The following is a 19,575-nucleotide window of genomic DNA, read 5'->3' as shown; positions in this document are numbered from 1 at the left end:
TTTATAGACATCCAGCGTCGCTGAGATGTCCTACTATACGCTCAATTTGTGTAAGCAAAATTAAGTTTTGTCGATCACTGCTCTAAAAGTGTTCGGTAGAGCAAATATCCCCACTACTTATTTTGATTACGCGATTTATATGCCTTGAACCAGAAATAGGCGATCGGGACATAAAAAGTCAAAATAAAGGAAACCACCAAAGCGATAAGCCCTAACTGATAGTTATGTGTCATATGTGGCATGGTGGATTCCTTAAAGTCTTTAATAAGAGGCCTATAGGCCTCTCATGTTTACCACAAGCTTAGCTGAGCGTGGCTTGGAAAACTCCGGCAGTGTGAACGAACATATTCAGTTCGATTGAATCGAACTCGAGTATAGTCGCAAACACTAACAGGTTTATCCAATGAGCACATTACTCTCATCTGCAACTCCTTTTTGTAAAAGATGCTTTCAGAGGAGTGACTCATACTCTAAATTTTGCTAAAGTAATCTTCGTTAAGTCGTCGAAAATTTAACATCGATTACCTTAGCTACTTTCTAGAGTATTTTTAACCTCTGAAAGCTTAGGTTTTCAAATCAATGGTCTGTCACTTGTGATAGGCCATTTTTTATTGCTTAAACTTTATAAATCTCTACATCCGCACCTCCTATTTTATTTTTATTCAGTTTGGAATCCCCCTAAATCCCCCTTTTGCAAAGGGGGACTTGCATCCCGCCATTTGCTTCGAGGAATCTCCCTCCTTTATTAAAGGAGGGTTGGGGAGGATTTAAAACCTGTCAGATTACTGACAAGCCTCACAATCAGGATTATCAATTGAACATGCTTGTGGCACTGGCGCTGCATTTGCAAAACCGTCTTCTTCAGCAGCAACTTCAGCTTTAGGTTCTTCTTTCGCAACAGCTGTTACAGGTGCTGCAACAGTAGCAGGCTTAACTGCGTTCAATGCGCCAGTGTTAATGGTTGATTTCTCAGCAGAAGTCGCACCCAATGCACGTAGGTAATAAGTGGTTTTTAGACCACGTAACCATGCCATTTTGTACGTCATATCGAGTTTCTTACCGTTTGCACCAGAGATGTAAAGGTTAAGAGACTGAGCTTGGTCGATCCATTTTTGACGACGTGATGCAGCATCAACAATCCAACGTGGCTCAACTTCAAAGGCAGTGGCGAAGATTGCTTTAAGCTCTTCAGGAATACGTGCAATTTTTTGAACCGAACCTTCGAAGTGTTTAAGGTCGTTCACCATTACAGAATCCCAAAGACCGCGATCTTTTAACGCACGTACTAGGTACGGGTTGATCACTGTGAATTCACCAGAAAGGTTAGATTTCACATACAAGTTTTGGAAAGTTGGTTCGATTGACTGTGATACGCCACAAATGTTCGAAATGGTTGCAGTTGGTGCAATCGCCATCACGTTTGAGTTACGCATACCGTCTTTTTGAACTTTAGTACGTAAAGTATCCCAGTCCAAACGTGTTGTACGGTCAACTTCGAACATACGGTCAGGACGAGCTTTTTGTACGATATCTAAAGAGTCAATTGGCAAGATACCTTGATCCCAAAGTGAACCTTTAAATGTCTCGTAAGTACCACGTTCAACTGCCAAGTCGCTAGATGTTTGAATCGCGTAGTAAGAAATCACTTCCATAGATTCATCAGCGAACTCAACCGCAGCATCAGAACCATAAGCCAATTTCATTTCGTATAAAGCATCTTGGAAGCCCATGATACCCATACCCACTGGACGGTGTTTCAAGTTCGAGTTGCGTGCTTGAGGAACAGCGTAGTAGTTGATGTCAATCACGTTATCGAGCATTCGAACAGCAGTTTTAACTGTACGAGCAAGCTTTTCACGATCTAACACACCGCCTTGCACGTGTTGTACAAGGTTGATTGAACCTAAGTTACATACTGCGATTTCATCTTCGTTAGTGTTCAGCGTAATTTCTGTACACAAGTTAGAAGAGTGAACTACACCAACGTGTTGTTGTGGTGAACGTAAGTTACATACGTCTTTGAATGTGATCCAAGGGTGACCAGTTTCAAACAACATAGACAACATTTTGCGCCATAAGTCTTTCGCACGGACTTTCTTATGTAGCATGTTGGTTTCTTTCGCAATGCCTTCATAGTAAGCATAGCGTTCAGCAAATTCTGCACCTGTTAGGTCATGCAAATCAGGTGTTTCAGATGGTGTGAACAGAGTCCATTCAGCATCTTCGAATACACGTTGCATAAACAAGTCAGGAACCCAGTTCGCTGTGTTCATGTCGTGTGTACGACGACGGTCATCACCTGTGTTCTTACGAAGTTCTAGGAATTCTTCGATGTCCAAGTGCCAAGTTTCAAGGTATGCACATACTGCACCTTTACGTTTACCACCTTGGTTGACTGCAACAGCAGTATCGTTGGCAACTTTAAGGAACGGTACAACACCTTGTGACTTACCATTTGTACCTTTGATGTACGAGTTAAGCGCACGAACTGGCGTCCAGTCATTACCTAAACCACCCGCCCATTTAGACAACATTGCGTTATCACGCATTGCGCCATAAATGTTGTAAAGGTCATCTGAAATCGTTGTTAAGTAACAGCTAGATAACTGTGGACGTAAAGTACCAGAGTTAAATAGAGTAGGCGTAGACGCCATGTAATCGAAGCTAGACAATAAGTTATAGAATTCGATTGCACGTTCTTCACGGTTTGCTTCGTTCAATGAAAGACCCATTGAAACACGCATGAAGAATAATTGTGGTAATTCGAAACGTACGCCATCTGAGTGGATGAAGTAACGGTCAAATAAGGTTTGTAGACCTAAATAAGTAAATTGGTTTGAGCGTTCTGGTTGAATCGCAGCAGCCAATTTTGCAAGGTCAAAGTTAAGTAGTTCTGGAGAAAGAAGATCAAGCTCGATACCTTTCTTCAAGAAAGTTTCTAAAGCGTCGCCTTCATTCGTGTCACTATCTAAACCTAAGAACTCTAACCCTGTAGCAACAAGGTCGTTACGCAATAAACGCGCAGTCACATATGTATAGTTTGGTTCTTGTTCGATACGTGTACGAGTAGCCATCATCATGGTCGTTGATATGTCTGACTCTTTTACGCCGTTATAAAGGTTTTTTACAGTCTCATCGATAATCGCTCGAACATCGATGCCTTCTAAACCTTCAGCTGCTTTAACAATATTTGCCTCAAGTGCGCCAAGATCAAGCGGTTTAAGCTGACCGTTTGAACCTGTCACTTGTAAAGTAGGGTGGTGGTGAGCACCAGTTTGTTTACGAGCTTCGGCACGTTGTTCGCGGTAAATCACGTAAGAGCGAGCAACTTTTTGCTCACCTGTACGCATAAGCGCAAGTTCAACCTGATCCTGAATTTCTTCAATATGAATGGTACCGCCAGAAGGTAAACGACGGTTAAAGGTATTCAATACCATCTCAGTTAATTGAGAGATACGGTCATGAATACGGCTGGAGTCAGCGCTTTGCTGGCCTTCAACGGCCAAGAACGCTTTACCAATCGCCACAGAGATTTTTTCTGCATCAAAAGGTGCAACGTCACCGGTGCGTTTAATCACCTGAATTTGACCAGGGGTTGAATTCGTTACGCTCATGCTAGCATAGCTCCATTTGTCATCTATTTTTATGTTAGGACCGTTTGAACTGGGCAATTTTTATGCCACAGTGTTTGAGGTTTAAACACAAGACCTAGTGGTTTAAAAATTTATTGAACACAAGATACGGGAAAATTCAGGGTATATCAATATTGACATTTTACTAAATGCTTTGAACTTTTCTGGCAGAAATCCATCTCAAAAAATCCCTATTTTTTATCTTTGTTATATATGCCTTATCCGACAAGGGCATAGCATAGCAAAGTCGAAAAAGAGTGCTTATAGATAACATTGTGGATAACTTCAGAAAGCCTAAAAAGTTGTGAATTAATCAGTCAGTTTTTATTCGATGAAAATGTATCCAAATTTATAATTGTTGGTATTGTGAGCAATAGGTCATGGAAATGATTGGTAAATACGGCTGCAAAAATGTAGCAGGTTAAAATTTATTACAAAATACGATATTGATGTATCAGTTTGGTGAATGCCATCTTGTTTACAATGTAAACGTGTGTATATTGCAAACTATGTTTAAGCGTATCTATCGGATTTCAAATAGGATACGCCCAATCAAATAAGGGGCAATCAATGAGCCAAGAAGAAAAGTTACCTAAAATTTTAATTGTTGAAGACGATGAGCGTCTTGCTCGTTTAACTCAAGAATACTTAATCCGTAACGGACTTGAAGTTGGGGTAGAACCAGACGGTAATCGTGCGATTCGCCGTATTATCGCTGAACAACCAGATATGGTATTACTCGACGTGATGCTTCCGGGTGCCGATGGTTTAACCATTTGTCGTGAAGTTCGTCCACACTACCATCAACCAATTTTAATGTTGACTGCACGTACCGAAGACATGGACCAAGTGTTGGGTCTAGAAATGGGTGCAGATGATTATGTTGCAAAACCTGTTCAACCTCGCGTTTTACTTGCGCGTATTCGTGCATTATTACGTCGTACAGACAAAGCACCAGAAGATGAAGTTGCACAGCGCATCGAATTTGATGATCTTGTAATTGATAATGGTGGTCGTTCTGTCACACTCAATAATGAGTTGGTTGACTTTACCAGTGCAGAATATGACCTTTTATGGTTGTTGGCATCTAATGCGGGTCGCATTCTTTCTCGTGAAGATATTTTTGAGCGTCTGCGTGGTATTGAATACGATGGTCAAGACCGTTCAATTGACGTGCGTATCTCGCGAATTCGTCCAAAAATTGGTGATGATCCAGAAAACCCGAAACGCATTAAAACCGTACGTAGTAAAGGTTATTTATTCGTAAAAGAAACCAACGGCATTTAATGTAAAATACCGTCCCTTAGTTTGGCAAAGTAGGACACTTTTACGTGTTTAAACACAGTATATTTTTGCGCGTTTATGCGGGGCTACTGATTTTAGTCTTTTTAGTCGCTACATTTGGCTATTTGCTGGTGCAAATCATTAACTACCAGCGCGCGCAAGAATATCGTGAATCGCTTACTGACGGTTTGGCTTTCATTATAAGTGAAGGTATTGCACGTCAGCCAAATGAACAACAAAAGTCAGATTGGGTGTCAGATGCATCCGATCTACTTGAGTTGCCTATTTATTATGTAAAAGCTAATCAGGTTGATTTAACCCGAGCGGAAACAAAACGTATAGAAGAGCGTAAAGCTGTAGTGCGTTGGGACGCACAAACCACAGCAGCTTATATTATTATTGGCTTAAAAGATGACCCTGCACATCTACTGTATATAAAAGCTGATAATATTTCAGAACGCCAAATGAAAGCATTGCCTGTATTTATACTGGATTATTTGGTGTATTACCCAGGTCAAGAAAAACAATATCTTGAAAAAATCCAACATCATTTTTCTTATCCAATTTCAATTCAAAATGTTCAAAGTTTACCTTTAGATTCTGAGCAAATCGGCCGACTACGCTTAGATCACAGTATTATTTTGTATCGTGATAGTGCGACTGAGCGCGGCACGACCATTTCGATCGTATCGCCAATTCCAAGCTCAACTTCAGAAGTTTTGGTCATGGGGCCGGTACCATTATTTAATTGGATGCCATTCCAGTTGGCAGCAGGTATTACGCTACTGAGCTTATTTGTGTTGAGCTTGGGTGTTTATGGTCTATTGGTGCCGATGCAACGTAAGTTACGTGCTGTAAATTATGCGTTAAATAAAATGAAGGGCGGGGACTTATCTGTACGTCTGCCTGTCGAAAGCACGGATGAGTTTGGTACTTTAGCATCGAGCTATAACTCCATGTCAGATCATATTGAGCGTTTAATTGAAGCACAGCGTGAGTTGATGCGCGCGGTATCGCATGAACTGCGGACACCCGTGGCACGTATTCGCTTTGGTGTTGAAATGATGGCGGATGAAGACGACTACGATTACCGTCAGCAACAAGTTGAACAAATCGACAAAGATATCGAAGCCCTCAATACCTTGATTGATGAAATCATGACCTATGCTAAGCTCGAACAGGGTATGCCATCTTTGGAGTTTGAAGACGTTAGCTTGTTTGAAGTTTTAGATCAGGTTCTGATTGAAACAGAAGCCTTAAAGACTGGGAAAACCTTGGAATTGCAAGCACCACCAATTGGAGTGGTTGTGGAAACCGAGCGTCGCTATTTACACCGTGTTGTGCAAAACTTGGTGGGGAATGCAGTGCGATATTGTGATGATAAAGTGCTGATTAGTGGTGGTGTGAATGATGAAGGTATGGCTTATATCTGTGTTGAAGATGATGGCCCCGGCATTCCAGAAGAAGATCGTAAACGTATCTTTGATGCTTTTGCACGTTTAGATGATAGTCGTACCCGTGCTTCAGGGGGCTATGGTTTAGGCTTATCGATTGTTAGTCGTATTGCATATTGGTTTGGCGGGACTATTGATATTGATGAAAGTCCAATATTAGGTGGAGCGCGTTTCACCATGACATGGCCTGCAACTCGTTTTAAGAAAAATAAACCGAAGTTAGATATTAAAGAGCCGAGTACCAATGAAAATTAAGTTAGCTTAGATATGTAGCTAAGCTGATTTTAGTGAATGATAAGTATAAAAAGCCATTCAATTTGAATGGCTTTTTGATATCAGTTTTCTACTTATTCCGTAATTGTTGCATCGGGTTCAATAATAGGTTTGCCATTTTTTAATGCTGCAAGAGCATCTGCATTAAAATCGATGAGTAAGGAGTTGTTTTTAGCATCGATAGAATAATTGCTAATGAGTTTTTGATCACCGTTTAAAGTCTCAAGTTTATATTCATCTGCAATATTCATAATCCCGTTAAGGTTGGTTGTTGCAGAAGCTAAATCTTGTCGTAACAACTCATAAATATCACGTAAATCAAAAATGGCATTTTGAGCATCAGGATGCTTATCTAAATAGCTTTTAATATGGTGAATCACCAATTGTGCAGATAGAAAATAATCAGGTTTATGCGTAAATTCTAAAGTCATTATTGTCTCTCCGTTGTGATTGCTTTTTGTGTTTTAACTACAAATATCACACTCTTTGTGGGTCGTGTCAAAGAATTGCAAAAAAGTCACAAGAAGCTAAAAAAAGACTTTTTTCTTTGTGCTAATTCAACTTGTTTTTCATTTTAGGGGTAAGATCAAAGCTAATAGATGGAATCAAACAGGCAAACAATTTGAAACAAGATGGAATTTATTTAATAAATGATATGGCCATGAAAATTTAATACATGAGCTAAAAGTTGAAGGATTTGTTCATGAAACTGAACAGTCATAATTTTCTGTTAAAATCGCATAAATGTAATAATTAATAAAAAAATAAGATCTAATCTAATTAAACGATTAATCCTAAATTTAAGGGAGTAAACCCAATTTAAATGCTGAAATGATTAAAAAATCATCCTAAAGACGAATATCGATAAGCTAGCAAGAAGCCTCCTCAATCAGGTACAATTGGCGGGATTAATTTTGTGTTTGGTGTATTTGAAGGCCAATACATACATTCTTTGTTAATAAATAGGCCTGCCAGGAGTTATCCCCGCATGAGTGCCATTACTCCATACGATTGGGCAATTATTGCCTTCGTGATCGGCGTTACATTCCTTTGCGTCTTTATGCTGACCGTCCCTTTACTCCTTGGGGGTAAATCATGGGGTCGTGCTAAGCAAGAGCAGTTTGAGTCAGGTGTAGTAGGTGCTGGTGGTGCACGTATTCGCTTGTCTGCGAAATTCTATTTAGTTGCGATCTTCTTCGTGGTGTTCGATATCGAAGCACTATACCTTTATGCATGGGCATCTTCTGTTCGTGAAACTGGGTGGGTTGGTTTTGCAGCTGCAGCAGTCTTTATTTTAGTTTTACTTGCTGGTTTGGTTTATGAATTGTCTTCTGGTGGTTTGAATTGGTCACCTTCTGACAAGCGTAAAGCGGCGGGAATTAAACCTAAAATTGGTTCGCCAAATATGGATATCGCAGAAATCACACGCTTTAACTCTATTGAAGAGTTGGTTATGGACCCTACAGGTCAAATTCCAGCGCAATCATCTGGTCGTGTGAAATCTAAGTCACCGACTGCATCATCTGACAAGGAGTAAGACGGGATGAAATATACATTAACCCGTGCGAATCCGGATGCTGATCAATATCCACTTCAAGAGCGTCAAATCGTCACCGATCCGCTTGAAGAAGAAGTGAATAAAAATGTGTTCATGACTCGTTTAGAGGATGTTGCACATACAGCAGTAAACTGGGGTCGTAAAAACTCAGTTTGGCCGTTCAACTTTGGTACATCTTGCTGCTACGTAGAGTATGCAACGACTTTAACAGGCGTGCATGACTTGTCACGTTTCGGTGCCGAGGTTATTCGTGCTTCACCACGTCAGGCTGACTTGATGATTGTTGCAGGTACATGCTTCATGAAAATGGCGCCTGTAATTCAACGTTTGTACGAGCAAATGCTTGAGCCTAAATGGGTAATCTCAATGGGCGCATGTGCAAACTCTGGTGGTATGTACGACATTTATTCAGTTGTACAAGGTGTGGATAAAATCATCCCTGTCGATGTGTATATCCCGGGTTGCCCACCACGTCCTGAAGCTTTAATTCAGGCATTGATGTTATTGCAAGACCAGATTCAACTTGAGCGCCGTCCTTTATCGGCCGTGATTGGTGATGATCTTAAGCCAGTGTATAAGCCAAAGATGATGCCAGAACGTGACCGTAAGAACGCACAGCGTATTGCAGTGAAAAACTTACGCTCAATGGATGAAATTAAATAATCACTACGACGAAATATTGATACACCCGGACTGGGTGTAATTGTCGTTTTGATTGACTGAATTTGTATTAAATAGGAAGCCAAGCCAATGGCTGAAACTGACATTGCTATGCCAGAATCAACTCCAGTTGATTCCCGCCCTGCATTTGCAATTGTAGAAGAGCTCAAAACCAAATTTGGTGAGAACTTCTACGTGCAAACGACTTTTGAAGACTTTCCAACAGTCTGGGTTGAGCGCGCACGTGTACAAGAAGTTTTAATGTTCTTGCGTACGGTGTCACGTCCATACGTGATGCTGTTTGACTTGTCTGCGGTTGATGAGCGTTTACGTACACACCGCGATGGTCTGCCTGCATCTGACTTCACTGTGTTCTATCACTTGTTATCGCTTGAGCGTAACAGTGATATTCGTATTAAAGTTGCATTGAATGAGTCAGATTTGAACATTCCAACGGCAACCAACATTTGGCCAAATGCCAACTGGTACGAACGTGAAGCTTACGACATGTTTGGTATCAACTTCGAAGGGCATCCAATGCTCCGTCGTATCTTGTTGCCAACATATTGGGAAGGTCACCCGTTACGTAAAGAATATTCTGCACGTGCGACTGAATACACGCCTTATCGCCAAAACCAAGCGAAACAGGATTACGAACAAGAACATCTTCGTTTCGTACCTGAAGATTGGGGTATGAAGCGTGGGAACGATGATGAAGACTTCATGTTCCTAAACTTGGGTCCTAACCATCCATCTGCGCACGGTGCCTTCCGTGTGATCTTGCAGTTGGACGGTGAAGAAGTGAAAGACTGTGTTCCTGACATCGGCTATCACCACCGTGGTGTGGAAAAAATGGCTGAGCGTCAAACATGGCACTCATTCATTCCGTATACAGACCGTGTTGACTACTTAGGTGGTTGTGCGCAAAACATGCCTTACGTTCTTGGCGTAGAGCAAATGGCAGGGATTACCGTTCCTGATCGTGCACAATGTATCCGTGTCATGATGTCTGAATTGTTCCGTATCAATAACCACTTATTGTTCATTGGTACTGCGATTCAGGATGCCGGCGGTATGACCCCAGTATTCTATATGTTCGCTGACCGTCAAAAAATCTATGACGCGATCGAAGCGATCACGGGTTACCGTATGCACCCAGCATGGTTCCGTATCGGTGGTACAGCGCACGACTTGCCAAACAACTGGCAGCACCTCATTCGCGAAATCCTAGATTGGATGCCGAAGCGTATGAACGAGTACTACACTGCAGCACTTAAAAACTCAGTGTTTATCGGTCGTACCCGTAATGTTGCTCAGTATGATGCTAAATCTGCATTGGCTTGGGGTGTAACGGGTACTGGTCTACGTGCTACAGGTATTGATTTCGACGTTCGTAAATACCGTCCTTATAGCGGCTACGAAAACTACGACTTTGATGTGCCTTTAGAGTACGAAGGCGATGCTTATGCACGTGTTCTTGTTCACTTCCGTGAAATTGAAGAATCGCTGAAAATCATCAAGCAATGTTTAGACAACATGCCTTCTGGTGCATACAAAGCAGACCATCCACTGGCTGTTCCACCACCAAAAGATAAAACTTTACAAGACATCGAAACATTGATTACGCACTTCTTGAGCGTGTCATGGGGTCCTGTAATGCCAGCAGGCGAAAGCTCTGTAATGGCGGAAGTGGTAAAAGGTGCGTCGAACTACTACTTGACTTCAGACAAGTCAACGATGAGTTACCGTACACGTATCCGTACACCAACCTTCACGCACTTACAGCAAATGCCTTCTGTGATTAACGGCAGCTTAATGTCTGACTTAATCATTTATTTAGCGACAATTGACGTCGTAATGGCTGACGTGGATCGCTAAGGGGTAATCGCATTATGATGATTTTGACTGACAAAAAACCACGTGTGAACGTTGAAGGGATTTTAACTGCGGAAGAAATCCACGATATCGAACATCACATTGGTCACTATCCGTACCCACGCGCAGCATGTCTTGATGCGTTGAAGTGTGTACAACGCCGTAATGGCTGGGTAGATGATGCACAGATGAATGCTATTGCGCAATTGCTTAGCATGAGCCTTGCAGACCTAGAAGGTGTTGCAACTTTCTATAACCGTATTTACCGTCAACCAGTTGGTCGCCACGTAATTTTATTATGTGACTCGATTGCTTGTTTCTTGATGGGTGCGGAAACACTTGCTGAAGCATTCCAGCGTGAATTAGGCATTTCATTTGGTCAAACGACTGCAGATGGTCGCTTTACTTTATTGCCAATTTGCTGCCTAGGTAACTGTGACAAAGGTCCGACGTTAATGATTGACGAAGACACTCACGGTCTAGTTGAAGTGACTTCAATTAAACAGTTATTGGAGAAGTATGTATGAATACTGAACCAAAACCAATTTATGGCGACGGTAACCCAGAAACTCACCCATTAACTTGGCGTTTGAGCAAACAGGAACACGTTCGCAGTGCAGATGATTACGAAGCACTTGAAGGTTATGCAGGCTTTAAGAAAGCTGTTGGCATGCAACCGAAAGAAGTGCTTGAAGTGATCAAAGCTGCGACTGTAAAAGGTCGTGGTGGTGCGGGCTTCCCTGCAGGGATCAAATGGTCGCTTATGGCGCCAAATGATAACTCAGGCCCTCGTTACCTTATCTGTAATGCCGATGAAATGGAACCAGGTACCTTTAAAGACCGTCTGTTGATGGAAAAACTTCCTCATCAGTTGATCGAAGGTATGTTGATTGCTGCTTATACATTAGAAGCAACACAGGGTTATATCTTCATCCGTGGTGAATACGTCGAAGCGGCTCAATACTTAAATGAAGCATTGGACCAAATTCGTGCCAAAGGTTACTTGGGTGAAAACATCTTAGGTACAGGTTGGAACTTCGAGTTACACGTGCATACTGGTGCGGGTCGTTATATCTGTGGTGAAGAAACTGCATTGATTAACTCGCTTGAAGGTCGCCGTGCGAACCCTCGTACTAAACCGCCATTCCCACAAGTTGCAGGTGCTTGGGGTCGTCCTACGATTGTTAACAACGTAGAGACTTACAACAACTTACCAGCAATTATGCTTCGTGGTCCTGAATGGTATATCGGTTTATCTGAAGGTAAGTCGAAAGATCCAGGTACTAAAATTTATGGCGCTTCAGGCAAAGTAAAATTCCCAGGTCTTTGGGAACTTCCATTTGGTACAACTGCGCGTGAAGTGATTGAAGATCATGCGGGTGGTATGCGTGATGGTTTAAAACTCAAAGCATGGTTACCGGGTGGTGCTTCTACAGACTTCCTTGCTGCTGAACATATTGACCTTCCTATGGATGCTGAAAGCATCATGAAAGCAGGTTCACGTTTAGGTACGTGTTTGCTCATGGTAGTCGATGAAACTCAGTGTATGGTTTCTGCGACACGTAACTTAGAAGAATTCTTTGCGCGTGAATCTTGCGGTTGGTGTACACCATGCCGTGATGGCTTACCTTGGGCGGTTAAAGCGCTTAAAGCCTTGGAAGATGGCACAGGTAAGAAAGAAGATATCGATCACTTACAAGAACTGACTCGTAAGCTTTGGATTGGTAAAACTTTCTGTGCGCATGCTCCAGGTGCGATGGAACCGTTAATGGGCGCACTCAAACATTTCCGTGGCGAATTTGAAGCTAAAGTCGTAAATGCGGCAGCTCAAACTAGCAACGTAGAACAAGCTTAAGGAATTCGACTATGGCTACAATTCATGTCGATGGAAAATCGTATGAAGTCAATGGCTCAGAGAACTTGCTACAAGCATGTCTTAGCCTTGGCATCGACATCCCATACTTTTGTTGGCATCCATCCTTAGGTTCTGTCGGCTCTTGCCGTCAATGTGCTGTGACTCAATACGCGAATCCTGAAGATACTCGCGGTCGTTTAGTTATGTCATGTATGACGCCTGCGTCTGACAATACCTACATCTCGATTGAAGATGACGAAGCAAAAAATTTCCGTGCTTCTGTTGTTGAATTCTTGATGACCAACCACCCACACGACTGCCCAGTCTGTGAAGAGGGTGGTCATTGTCATTTACAAGATATGACTGTAATGACTCAGCATGACCGTCGTCGTTACCGCTTCACAAAACGTACGCATTACAACCAAGAGCTAGGCTCTTTCATTTCTCATGAAATGAACCGTTGTATTGCGTGCTACCGTTGTGTGCGTTACTACAAAGATTATGCAGGTGGTACAGACTTTGGTGTGTATGCAAACGCTTCGCGTGTTTACTTTGGTCGTCCAGAATCAGGTACTTTAGAATCTGAATTCTCTGGTAACTTGACTGAAGTGTGCCCAACAGGTGTATTCACAGATAAAACTCACTCTGAACGCTATAACCGTAAATGGGACATGCAGTATGCGCCAAGCGTATGCCAAGGCTGTTCTTCAGGTTGTAACATCTCTCCAGGTGAACGTTATGGCGAACTACGTCGTGTAGAAAACCGCTTTAACGGTGACGTGAACCAATACTTCCTTTGCGATAAAGGTCGTTTCGGTACAGGTTATGTGAACCGTGAAGATCGTCCACGTCAACCACAATTCCGTTCTGGTGCAAATGTAACTACAGTTTCTGTAGACCAAGCATTGGATACCGTAATTGAAAATATCCAAGGCAAAAAAGTATTGGGTATCGGTTCACCACGTGCATCACTTGAATCAAACTTCGCGCTTCGCGAACTTGTAGGTCAAGACAACTTCTCAACGGGTATGTCTCAAAAAGAGCAAAAACTTGTTGAACTTGCAGCTTCTATTATGCAAACCGAAGGTGTTTATAACCCTGGTATGCGTGAAATCGAAAGCTACGATGCTGTGTTGATTTTGGGTGAAGATCTGACTCAAACTGCGCCTCGTATGGCTCTATCTGTTCGCCAAGCTGCGAAAAATAAAGCGAAAGAAATGGCTGCAGAGCGCCGTACGCAAGAGTGGTTGGCTGAACCTGTACAACGTATTGCTCAAGATGCCAAATCTCCGATTTACATCCTTGCTGCCACTCAAACACGTTTAGCTGATGTTGCTACCGGTGAAGTTGTTGCATCACCTAACGACATTGCACGTTTAGGTTTTGCGGTCGCTGCTGCTGTCAAAGGTGAAGTGATCTTAGGTTTGGATGACGATGCAAAAGCATTTGCACAAACTATTGCTGACACTTTAAAAGCTGCGAAAAAACCATTAATCATCTCTGGTACAAGCTTGCAAGACGCATCAATCATGGAAGCTGCTGCACAAGTTGCACAGAACCTTGGTAATGCGGGCTTAACATTGACTGTTCCTGAAGTGAACTCAATGGGCTTAGCGATCTTTGGTGGTCAAAGCTTAGAACAAGCATTTGCACAAGATTACGATACTGTGATCGTGGTGGAAAATGACCTTTATCGTCGCTTACCAGCCGCTCAGGTGAATGCTGCACTTTCTGGTAAAGAAGTGATCGTACTTGATCATTCTGAAACTGAAACTGTGAAGAAAGCGAATATTGTGCTTTCTGCTGCAAGCTTCGCCGAAGGTGATGGTACTGTGGTCTCTCAAGAAGGCCGTGCACAACGTTTCTACCAAGTGTATGACCCAAGCTACTACAAACCAGAACTTGCGATCAAAGAATCTTGGCGCTGGTTACATGCCATTGAAACTGGCGTGAAAGGCAAAGCGATTTCTTGGACAGTTCTTGATGACGTGATTGAGTCAGTAGCGAAAAACGTTCCTGCACTTGAAGCAATTCAAGACGTCGCACCAGATGCTGGCTTCCGTGTACATGGTCTGAAAGTGGCACGTGAACCACGTCGTTACTCAGGTCGTACTGCGATGCGCGCACCACTTTCTATTCATGAACCAAAACAACCAGTCGATAAAGACTCTGCGTTGACGTTCTCTATGGAAGGTTATGTAGGTAACCAAACTCCAGCTTCACTTGTACCATTTGCTTGGTCTGCAGGTTGGAACTCTCCACAAGCTTGGAACAAATTCCAAGACAACGTGGGTGGTCACTTAAAAGGTGGCGATGCAGGCGTTCGTTTATTCGATCGTTTAGCGAAACGTCCAGCACGTACATTCGTTGCACCTGCACCAGTTGCGGTTAATGGTGAAAGCTTCCGTCTTGTACCGATGCATCACATCTTCGCTTCTGGTGAATTTACAGTGAAAACACCTGCGATGGAATCACGTATTCCTGAAGCAATGTTTGCTGTGGGTGAACAAGATGCAGCACGCTTAAATGTTCAAGATGGTCAACGTATCGCTGTGAAAGCAGGGGATGTTGAAATCGTCCTTCCAGTTCAAGTGATTGAATACTTACCTACAGGTTATATCGGTTACCCAGTGGGTCTAGCACCTACAGTATCGCTTGCAGAACCTGTTTCAGTCGCGGTAGGAGTGTAATTCATGGAACAAGAATTAATCCGTCAAACGCCGCTGTGGGCTGAAAACTGGCCAATCGCCTATTCAGTTCTTCAAGCAATTGTGATCTTACTGGTTGTGGTATTGATCGCTGCGTTGATGTCTTTTATTGAACGTCGTTTACTCGGCTTGTGGCAAGACCGTTACGGTCCGAACCGTGTAGGTCCGGGCGGTATGTTCCAGATTGTTGCCGACATGCTGAAAATCATGTTCAAAGAAGACTGGACACCAAAATTTGCTGACAAATTGACTTTCCGTATGGCTCCAGCAGTTGCGATGGCAACTGCGGTGCTATCGTTCATGGTTATTCCTGTTTCACCTTATCTAGGTGTTTCAGACATGAGCATCGGTCTATTGTTCTTTATGGCAATGGCTGGTATTGCGGTATACGCAGTATTATTCGGTGGTTGGTCATCAAATAACAAATACGCATTACTTGGTGGTTTACGTTCTGCTGCTCAAACCATTTCTTATGAAGTGTTCTTGGGTATTTCACTGATGGGTGTGGTTGCGATTGCAGGCTCATTCAACATGCGTGAAATTGTTGAAGCTCAACGCGATGTTTGGTTTGTTATTCCTCAGTTCTTAGGTTTCTTAATCTTTGTGGTTGCGGGTGTTGCGGTAACTCACCGTCATCCATTTGACCAACCAGAAGCAGAACAAGAATTGGCGGAAGGTTACCATGTCGAATACGGCGGTATGAAATGGGGTATGTTCTTCGTTGCGGAATACGTCAACGTCGTACTGATCTCTGCATTAATCGTGACTTTATTCTTCGGTGGTTGGTTAGCGCCTTTCAACCTAGATATTCCATTCATTCCAGCTGCATTCTGGTTCATTATTAAAACAGCATTCTTTGTAATGATGTTTGTCTTGGCTCGTGGTTCTTTAATGCGTCCACGTTATGACCAAGTGATGAACTTTGGTTGGAAAATTTGCTTGCCATTGGCGTTGGTTAACCTTCTGGTAACTGGTGCTGTGATTCTGATGAATCAGGCCTAAGACAGCAGGGAGAATAAAATGTTTAAATTTCTAGCTGGATTTGGGTCAATTGTACGTTCGTTGTGGATGGTATTCTCACACGCGACACGTAAACGTGACACCATTTTATATCCAGAGGTTAAAGCGGAAGACATCGTACCACCACGTTTCCGTGGTCGTATCGTGTTAACGCGTGACCCTGATGGTGAAGAGCGCTGCGTTGCATGTAACCTTTGTGCGGTTGCATGTCCAGTCGGCTGTATTTCACTACAAAAAGCTGAAAAAGAAGATGGTCGTTGGTATCCGGAGTTTTTCCGTATCAACTTCTCACGTTGTATTTTCTGCGGTATGTGTGAAGAAGCATGTCCTACGACTGCGATTCAAATGACACCTGACTTTGAGTTAGGTGAGTATGTTCGTCAGGACTTAGTATATGAGAAAGAAAACCTTCTTATCTCAGGTCCTGGTAAATACCCAGACTATAACTTCTACCGCGTAACAGGTATGGCTGTTGCTGGTAAAGATAAAGGTCAGGCTCAACGCGAAAGCACACCAGTTGATGTACGGAGTCTATTACCATGATGTGGCCATTTTATTTGATGGCGCTTGTGGCCATCGTCTCTACCGTTCGTGTTGTAACTAACACGAACCCAGTACACGCTTTATTAAGCTTGATTATCTCTTTACTTGCAGTTGCAGGTATCTTCATGATCGTGGGTGCGCCGTTTGCCGGTGCCCTCGAAATTATCGTTTACGCTGGCGCAATCATGGTGCTATTCGTATTCGTCGTGATGATGCTGAATCTTGGTCAAAATACAGTTGAACAAGAAAGCAAATGGCTGACTTCTTCAGCGTGGGCATATCCTGCGTTGATGAGCTTCCTGATGGGTCTAATCCTTGTTTGGATGTTGAAGTCAGACTACACAACTGCTGGCACTGTCATGGGTGCTCAAGTTGTCGGTCCGAAAGAAGTGGGTACTTCACTCTTTACTCAGTACTTATTGCTGGTTGAAGTTGCTGCGATGTTATTGCTTGGCGCACTTGTCGCTGCATTCCATCTTGGCAAACGTGAGCCAGGTGCAGAAGAGGACAAAGAATAATGGGCAACATCCCTTTAGAACATGGTTTGATCGTTGCAACCATTCTTTTTGCACTGGGTTTTTACGGTGTGATGGTTCGACGCAACCTACTATTTATTTTAATGAGCCTTGAAATCATGATGAACGCAGCTGCTTTAGCGTTCGTTTTGGCAGGAAGCGCATGGGCACAGCCAGATGGTCAAGTGATGTTTATCTTGATCTTAACGCTTGCTGCAGCAGAGGCTTGTATCGGTCTTGCGATCGTCCTTCAGTTCTATCATCGCTTCCATCATCTGGATGTGGATGCTGCTAGTGAGATGCGCGGATGAGTTATTTATATTTAACAGTACTATTCCCGCTAATTGGTTTTATCCTGTTGGCGGCAGGTCGTAAAAATCTTCCTGAATCAGTTGCTGCAATTATTGGTGCAGGTTCAGTTGGTCTTTCAGCTTTATTTGCATTAATTGCCGGTATCGACTTTGTTAATAATGGTTCAGTTGCAACAACTCAGCATCTTTGGACTTGGTTCAGTGCAGGTAACTTAGCACCGGGCTTCACGCTTCATTTAGATGGCTTATCATTATTGATGATGGGCATGATCACAGGTGTGGGTTTCTTAATTCACATCTTTGCAACATGGTACATGCGTGGCGAAGAAGACTTTGCACGTTTCTTCTCATACTTCAACCTATTCGTAGCAAGCATGCTGCTTTTAGTGTTGGGTGACAACTTAGCGTTGTTATTCCTCGGTTGGGAAGGTGTAGGTCTATGTTCATACCTATTGATTGGTTACTACTACCAAACACCTGCAAACGGTTTTGCTGCAATTAAAGCATTCACTGTAACACGTGTGGGTGACGTATTCCTACTGATCGCATTGTTCTTGATCTACCAACAATTCGGCACTTTAAACATTGCAGAAGTTGTAGCTGCTGCGCCAACAGTTTTGGCTCAGAGTTCTTCAATTGCGATTTGGACTGCATTGATGTTGTTCTTGGGTGCTGCAGGTAAATCTGCTCAGATCCCATTACAAACATGGTTGGCAGATGCGATGGCTGGTCCTACACCAGTATCTGCATTGATCCACGCAGCAACAATGGTAACGGCGGGTGTTTACCTATGTAGCCGTATGTTCAGCGTGTTTGAACAAGCGCCAGAAGTGATGATGTTCATCTCAATCACAGGTGCGGTGACATTGTTAGTTGCAGGCTTTGCTGCATTGGTACAAACAGACATCAAACGTATTCTTGCTTACTCAACTATGAGTCAGTTGGGTTATATGTTTATGGCTGTAGGTGCTGAAGCTTACCAAGCAGGTCTATTCCACATGCTGACTCACGCATTCTTCAAGGCATTATTATTCTTGTCTTCTGGTGCAGTGATTTTGGCTTACCATCACGAGCAAAACATCTTCAAGATGGGTGGTCTATTCCACAAAAACAAATTCTTGTTTGCTTGTTTCGCGATTGGTGGCGGTGCATTGGCTGCGATTCCATTCATCACGATCGGCTTCTTCTCGAAAGATGCGATTCTTGGTGCGGTATGGGTGAAAGGTCAAGCGATTGCAGTTTATGACTGCTTGTACTGGACTGGTGTAGCAGGTGCGTTCTTAACTTCAATTTATACATTCCGTCTTATTTGGGTTGTATTCTTTGGTAAAGAAAACACGCCTTACCATGAAATCAAAGGTGTTACTTACTGGGGTCCATTGGCGATTCTTGCAGTGCTTTCAACTGGTTTAGCTTATGTATTAAAAGCACCAGTAACGAATATTTTAAATGCTGCACAAATCCCAGCGTTTAATATTCCAGAAGCACTAGAACACGGTATGCATAGCGCTGAATACACAGCTGTTGGTATTGCACTTGCAGGTCTTGCAGTGGGTGTGGTGTTATTTGCCTTTGCTTATGGTGCAGTGAAATCGTTCGCGAAAACTTCACTGGGCGCGGGTCTTGCAAATATCTGTCGTAATGCACTTGGTTTCGATGCTTTGTATAACATTGTTTTCGTTAAGCCTTATTTGCTACTGGCTAAAATCTTTGGTCGTGATCCAATTGACGGCTTATGGCTTGTATTGCCTGCACTTGTTAAAGGCGGTAATAGCTTTACAAGTTCACGTCAAACAGGTTCATTGCGTGAATACGCATCTAGTATGGCATTCGGTACGTTTGCATTACTATTGATCCTGGTCGTGATTCAGGTCGTGGGGAAATAAA

At 42.9% G+C, this 19,575-nt stretch carries 15 protein-coding genes; 13 read left to right on the top strand and 2 right to left on the bottom strand.

Going from position 1 to position 19,575, the window contains the following annotated elements:
* Nucleotides 1-782: 782 nt before the first annotated feature.
* Entirely contained in the window at nucleotides 783-3,614 is a 2,832-nt protein-coding gene (locus tag B1201_RS03210; RefSeq protein WP_078192298.1) for a ribonucleoside-diphosphate reductase subunit alpha, read from the bottom strand.
* Nucleotides 3,615-4,202: 588 nt separating this feature from the next.
* Here B1201_RS03210 and bfmR point away from each other — a divergent pair.
* Nucleotides 4,203-4,919 carry a response regulator transcription factor BfmR gene (gene bfmR, locus B1201_RS03205; protein ID WP_067764711.1) on the top strand — a complete coding sequence of 239 codons (717 nt, stop codon included), beginning with the start codon at nucleotides 4,203-4,205 and terminating at the stop codon, nucleotides 4,917-4,919.
* A gap of 44 nt (nucleotides 4,920-4,963) precedes the next feature.
* A complete protein-coding gene (bfmS, locus tag B1201_RS03200) occupies nucleotides 4,964-6,625 on the top strand; it encodes a sensor histidine kinase BfmS (protein ID WP_078192297.1) in 1,662 nt (553 codons plus the stop codon).
* 92 nt (nucleotides 6,626-6,717) lie between these two features.
* Here the strand turns inward: bfmS and B1201_RS03195 are convergent, their stop codons facing one another.
* Nucleotides 6,718-7,074 (bottom strand): hypothetical protein, encoded by a 357-nt coding sequence (locus B1201_RS03195; RefSeq protein WP_078192296.1) that lies wholly within the window; start codon nucleotides 7,072-7,074, stop codon nucleotides 6,718-6,720.
* A gap of 557 nt (nucleotides 7,075-7,631) precedes the next feature.
* On the opposite strand from B1201_RS03195, the gene ndhC reads away from it, so the two are divergent.
* The 11 genes from ndhC (at nucleotide 7,632) to nuoL (ending at nucleotide 19,574) form a co-directional block, all read left to right on the top strand.
* Nucleotides 7,632-8,180, top strand: a complete 549-nt coding sequence (ndhC, locus tag B1201_RS03190; protein WP_078192295.1) for an NADH-quinone oxidoreductase subunit A — start codon at nucleotides 7,632-7,634, stop codon at nucleotides 8,178-8,180.
* Between the two features lie 6 nt (nucleotides 8,181-8,186).
* Entirely contained in the window at nucleotides 8,187-8,864 is a 678-nt protein-coding gene (locus tag B1201_RS03185; RefSeq protein WP_078191105.1) for a NuoB/complex I 20 kDa subunit family protein, read from the top strand.
* Nucleotides 8,865-8,951: 87 nt separating this feature from the next.
* Nucleotides 8,952-10,739: an NADH-quinone oxidoreductase subunit C/D gene (gene nuoC, locus B1201_RS03180; protein WP_078192294.1), complete on the top strand. Its 1,788-nt coding sequence runs from the start codon at nucleotides 8,952-8,954 to the stop codon at nucleotides 10,737-10,739.
* 14 nt (nucleotides 10,740-10,753) lie between these two features.
* Nucleotides 10,754-11,263, top strand: a complete 510-nt coding sequence (gene nuoE / locus B1201_RS03175; protein ID WP_078191103.1) for an NADH-quinone oxidoreductase subunit NuoE — start codon at nucleotides 10,754-10,756, stop codon at nucleotides 11,261-11,263.
* Nucleotides 11,260-12,591: an NADH-quinone oxidoreductase subunit NuoF gene (nuoF, locus tag B1201_RS03170; RefSeq protein ID WP_078192293.1), complete on the top strand. Its 1,332-nt coding sequence runs from the start codon at nucleotides 11,260-11,262 to the stop codon at nucleotides 12,589-12,591. The genes nuoE and nuoF overlap by 4 nt, the downstream gene beginning before the upstream one ends.
* An 11-nt stretch (nucleotides 12,592-12,602) precedes the next feature.
* Nucleotides 12,603-15,281 carry an NADH-quinone oxidoreductase subunit NuoG gene (gene nuoG, locus B1201_RS03165; protein WP_078192292.1) on the top strand — a complete coding sequence of 893 codons (2,679 nt, stop codon included), beginning with the start codon at nucleotides 12,603-12,605 and terminating at the stop codon, nucleotides 15,279-15,281.
* 3 nt (nucleotides 15,282-15,284) lie between these two features.
* Nucleotides 15,285-16,301 (top strand): NADH-quinone oxidoreductase subunit NuoH, encoded by a 1,017-nt coding sequence (nuoH, locus tag B1201_RS03160; RefSeq protein ID WP_078191100.1) that lies wholly within the window; start codon nucleotides 15,285-15,287, stop codon nucleotides 16,299-16,301.
* Nucleotides 16,302-16,319: 18 nt separating this feature from the next.
* Nucleotides 16,320-16,862 carry an NADH-quinone oxidoreductase subunit NuoI gene (gene nuoI, locus B1201_RS03155; protein WP_078191099.1) on the top strand — a complete coding sequence of 181 codons (543 nt, stop codon included), beginning with the start codon at nucleotides 16,320-16,322 and terminating at the stop codon, nucleotides 16,860-16,862.
* On the top strand, nucleotides 16,862-17,380 hold the full coding sequence (gene nuoJ, locus B1201_RS03150) for an NADH-quinone oxidoreductase subunit J (protein WP_171262661.1): 519 nt from the start codon (nucleotides 16,862-16,864) through the stop codon (nucleotides 17,378-17,380). Before nuoI ends, nuoJ begins: the two co-directional genes overlap by 1 nt.
* On the top strand, nucleotides 17,380-17,688 hold the full coding sequence (gene nuoK, locus B1201_RS03145; RefSeq protein WP_067665227.1) for an NADH-quinone oxidoreductase subunit NuoK: 309 nt from the start codon (nucleotides 17,380-17,382) through the stop codon (nucleotides 17,686-17,688). The genes nuoJ and nuoK overlap by 1 nt, the downstream gene beginning before the upstream one ends.
* On the top strand, nucleotides 17,685-19,574 hold the full coding sequence (gene nuoL / locus B1201_RS03140) for an NADH-quinone oxidoreductase subunit L (protein ID WP_078191097.1): 1,890 nt from the start codon (nucleotides 17,685-17,687) through the stop codon (nucleotides 19,572-19,574). Before nuoK ends, nuoL begins: the two co-directional genes overlap by 4 nt.
* Nucleotide 19,575 lies beyond the last annotated feature (1 nt).

The organism is Acinetobacter sp. ANC 5600 (genome assembly GCF_002018395.1).
Classification (GTDB): domain Bacteria; phylum Pseudomonadota; class Gammaproteobacteria; order Pseudomonadales; family Moraxellaceae; genus Acinetobacter; species Acinetobacter amyesii.
The sequence above is the reverse complement of the archived record's forward strand: the minus strand, read 5'-3'. Positions and strand labels throughout refer to the sequence as shown.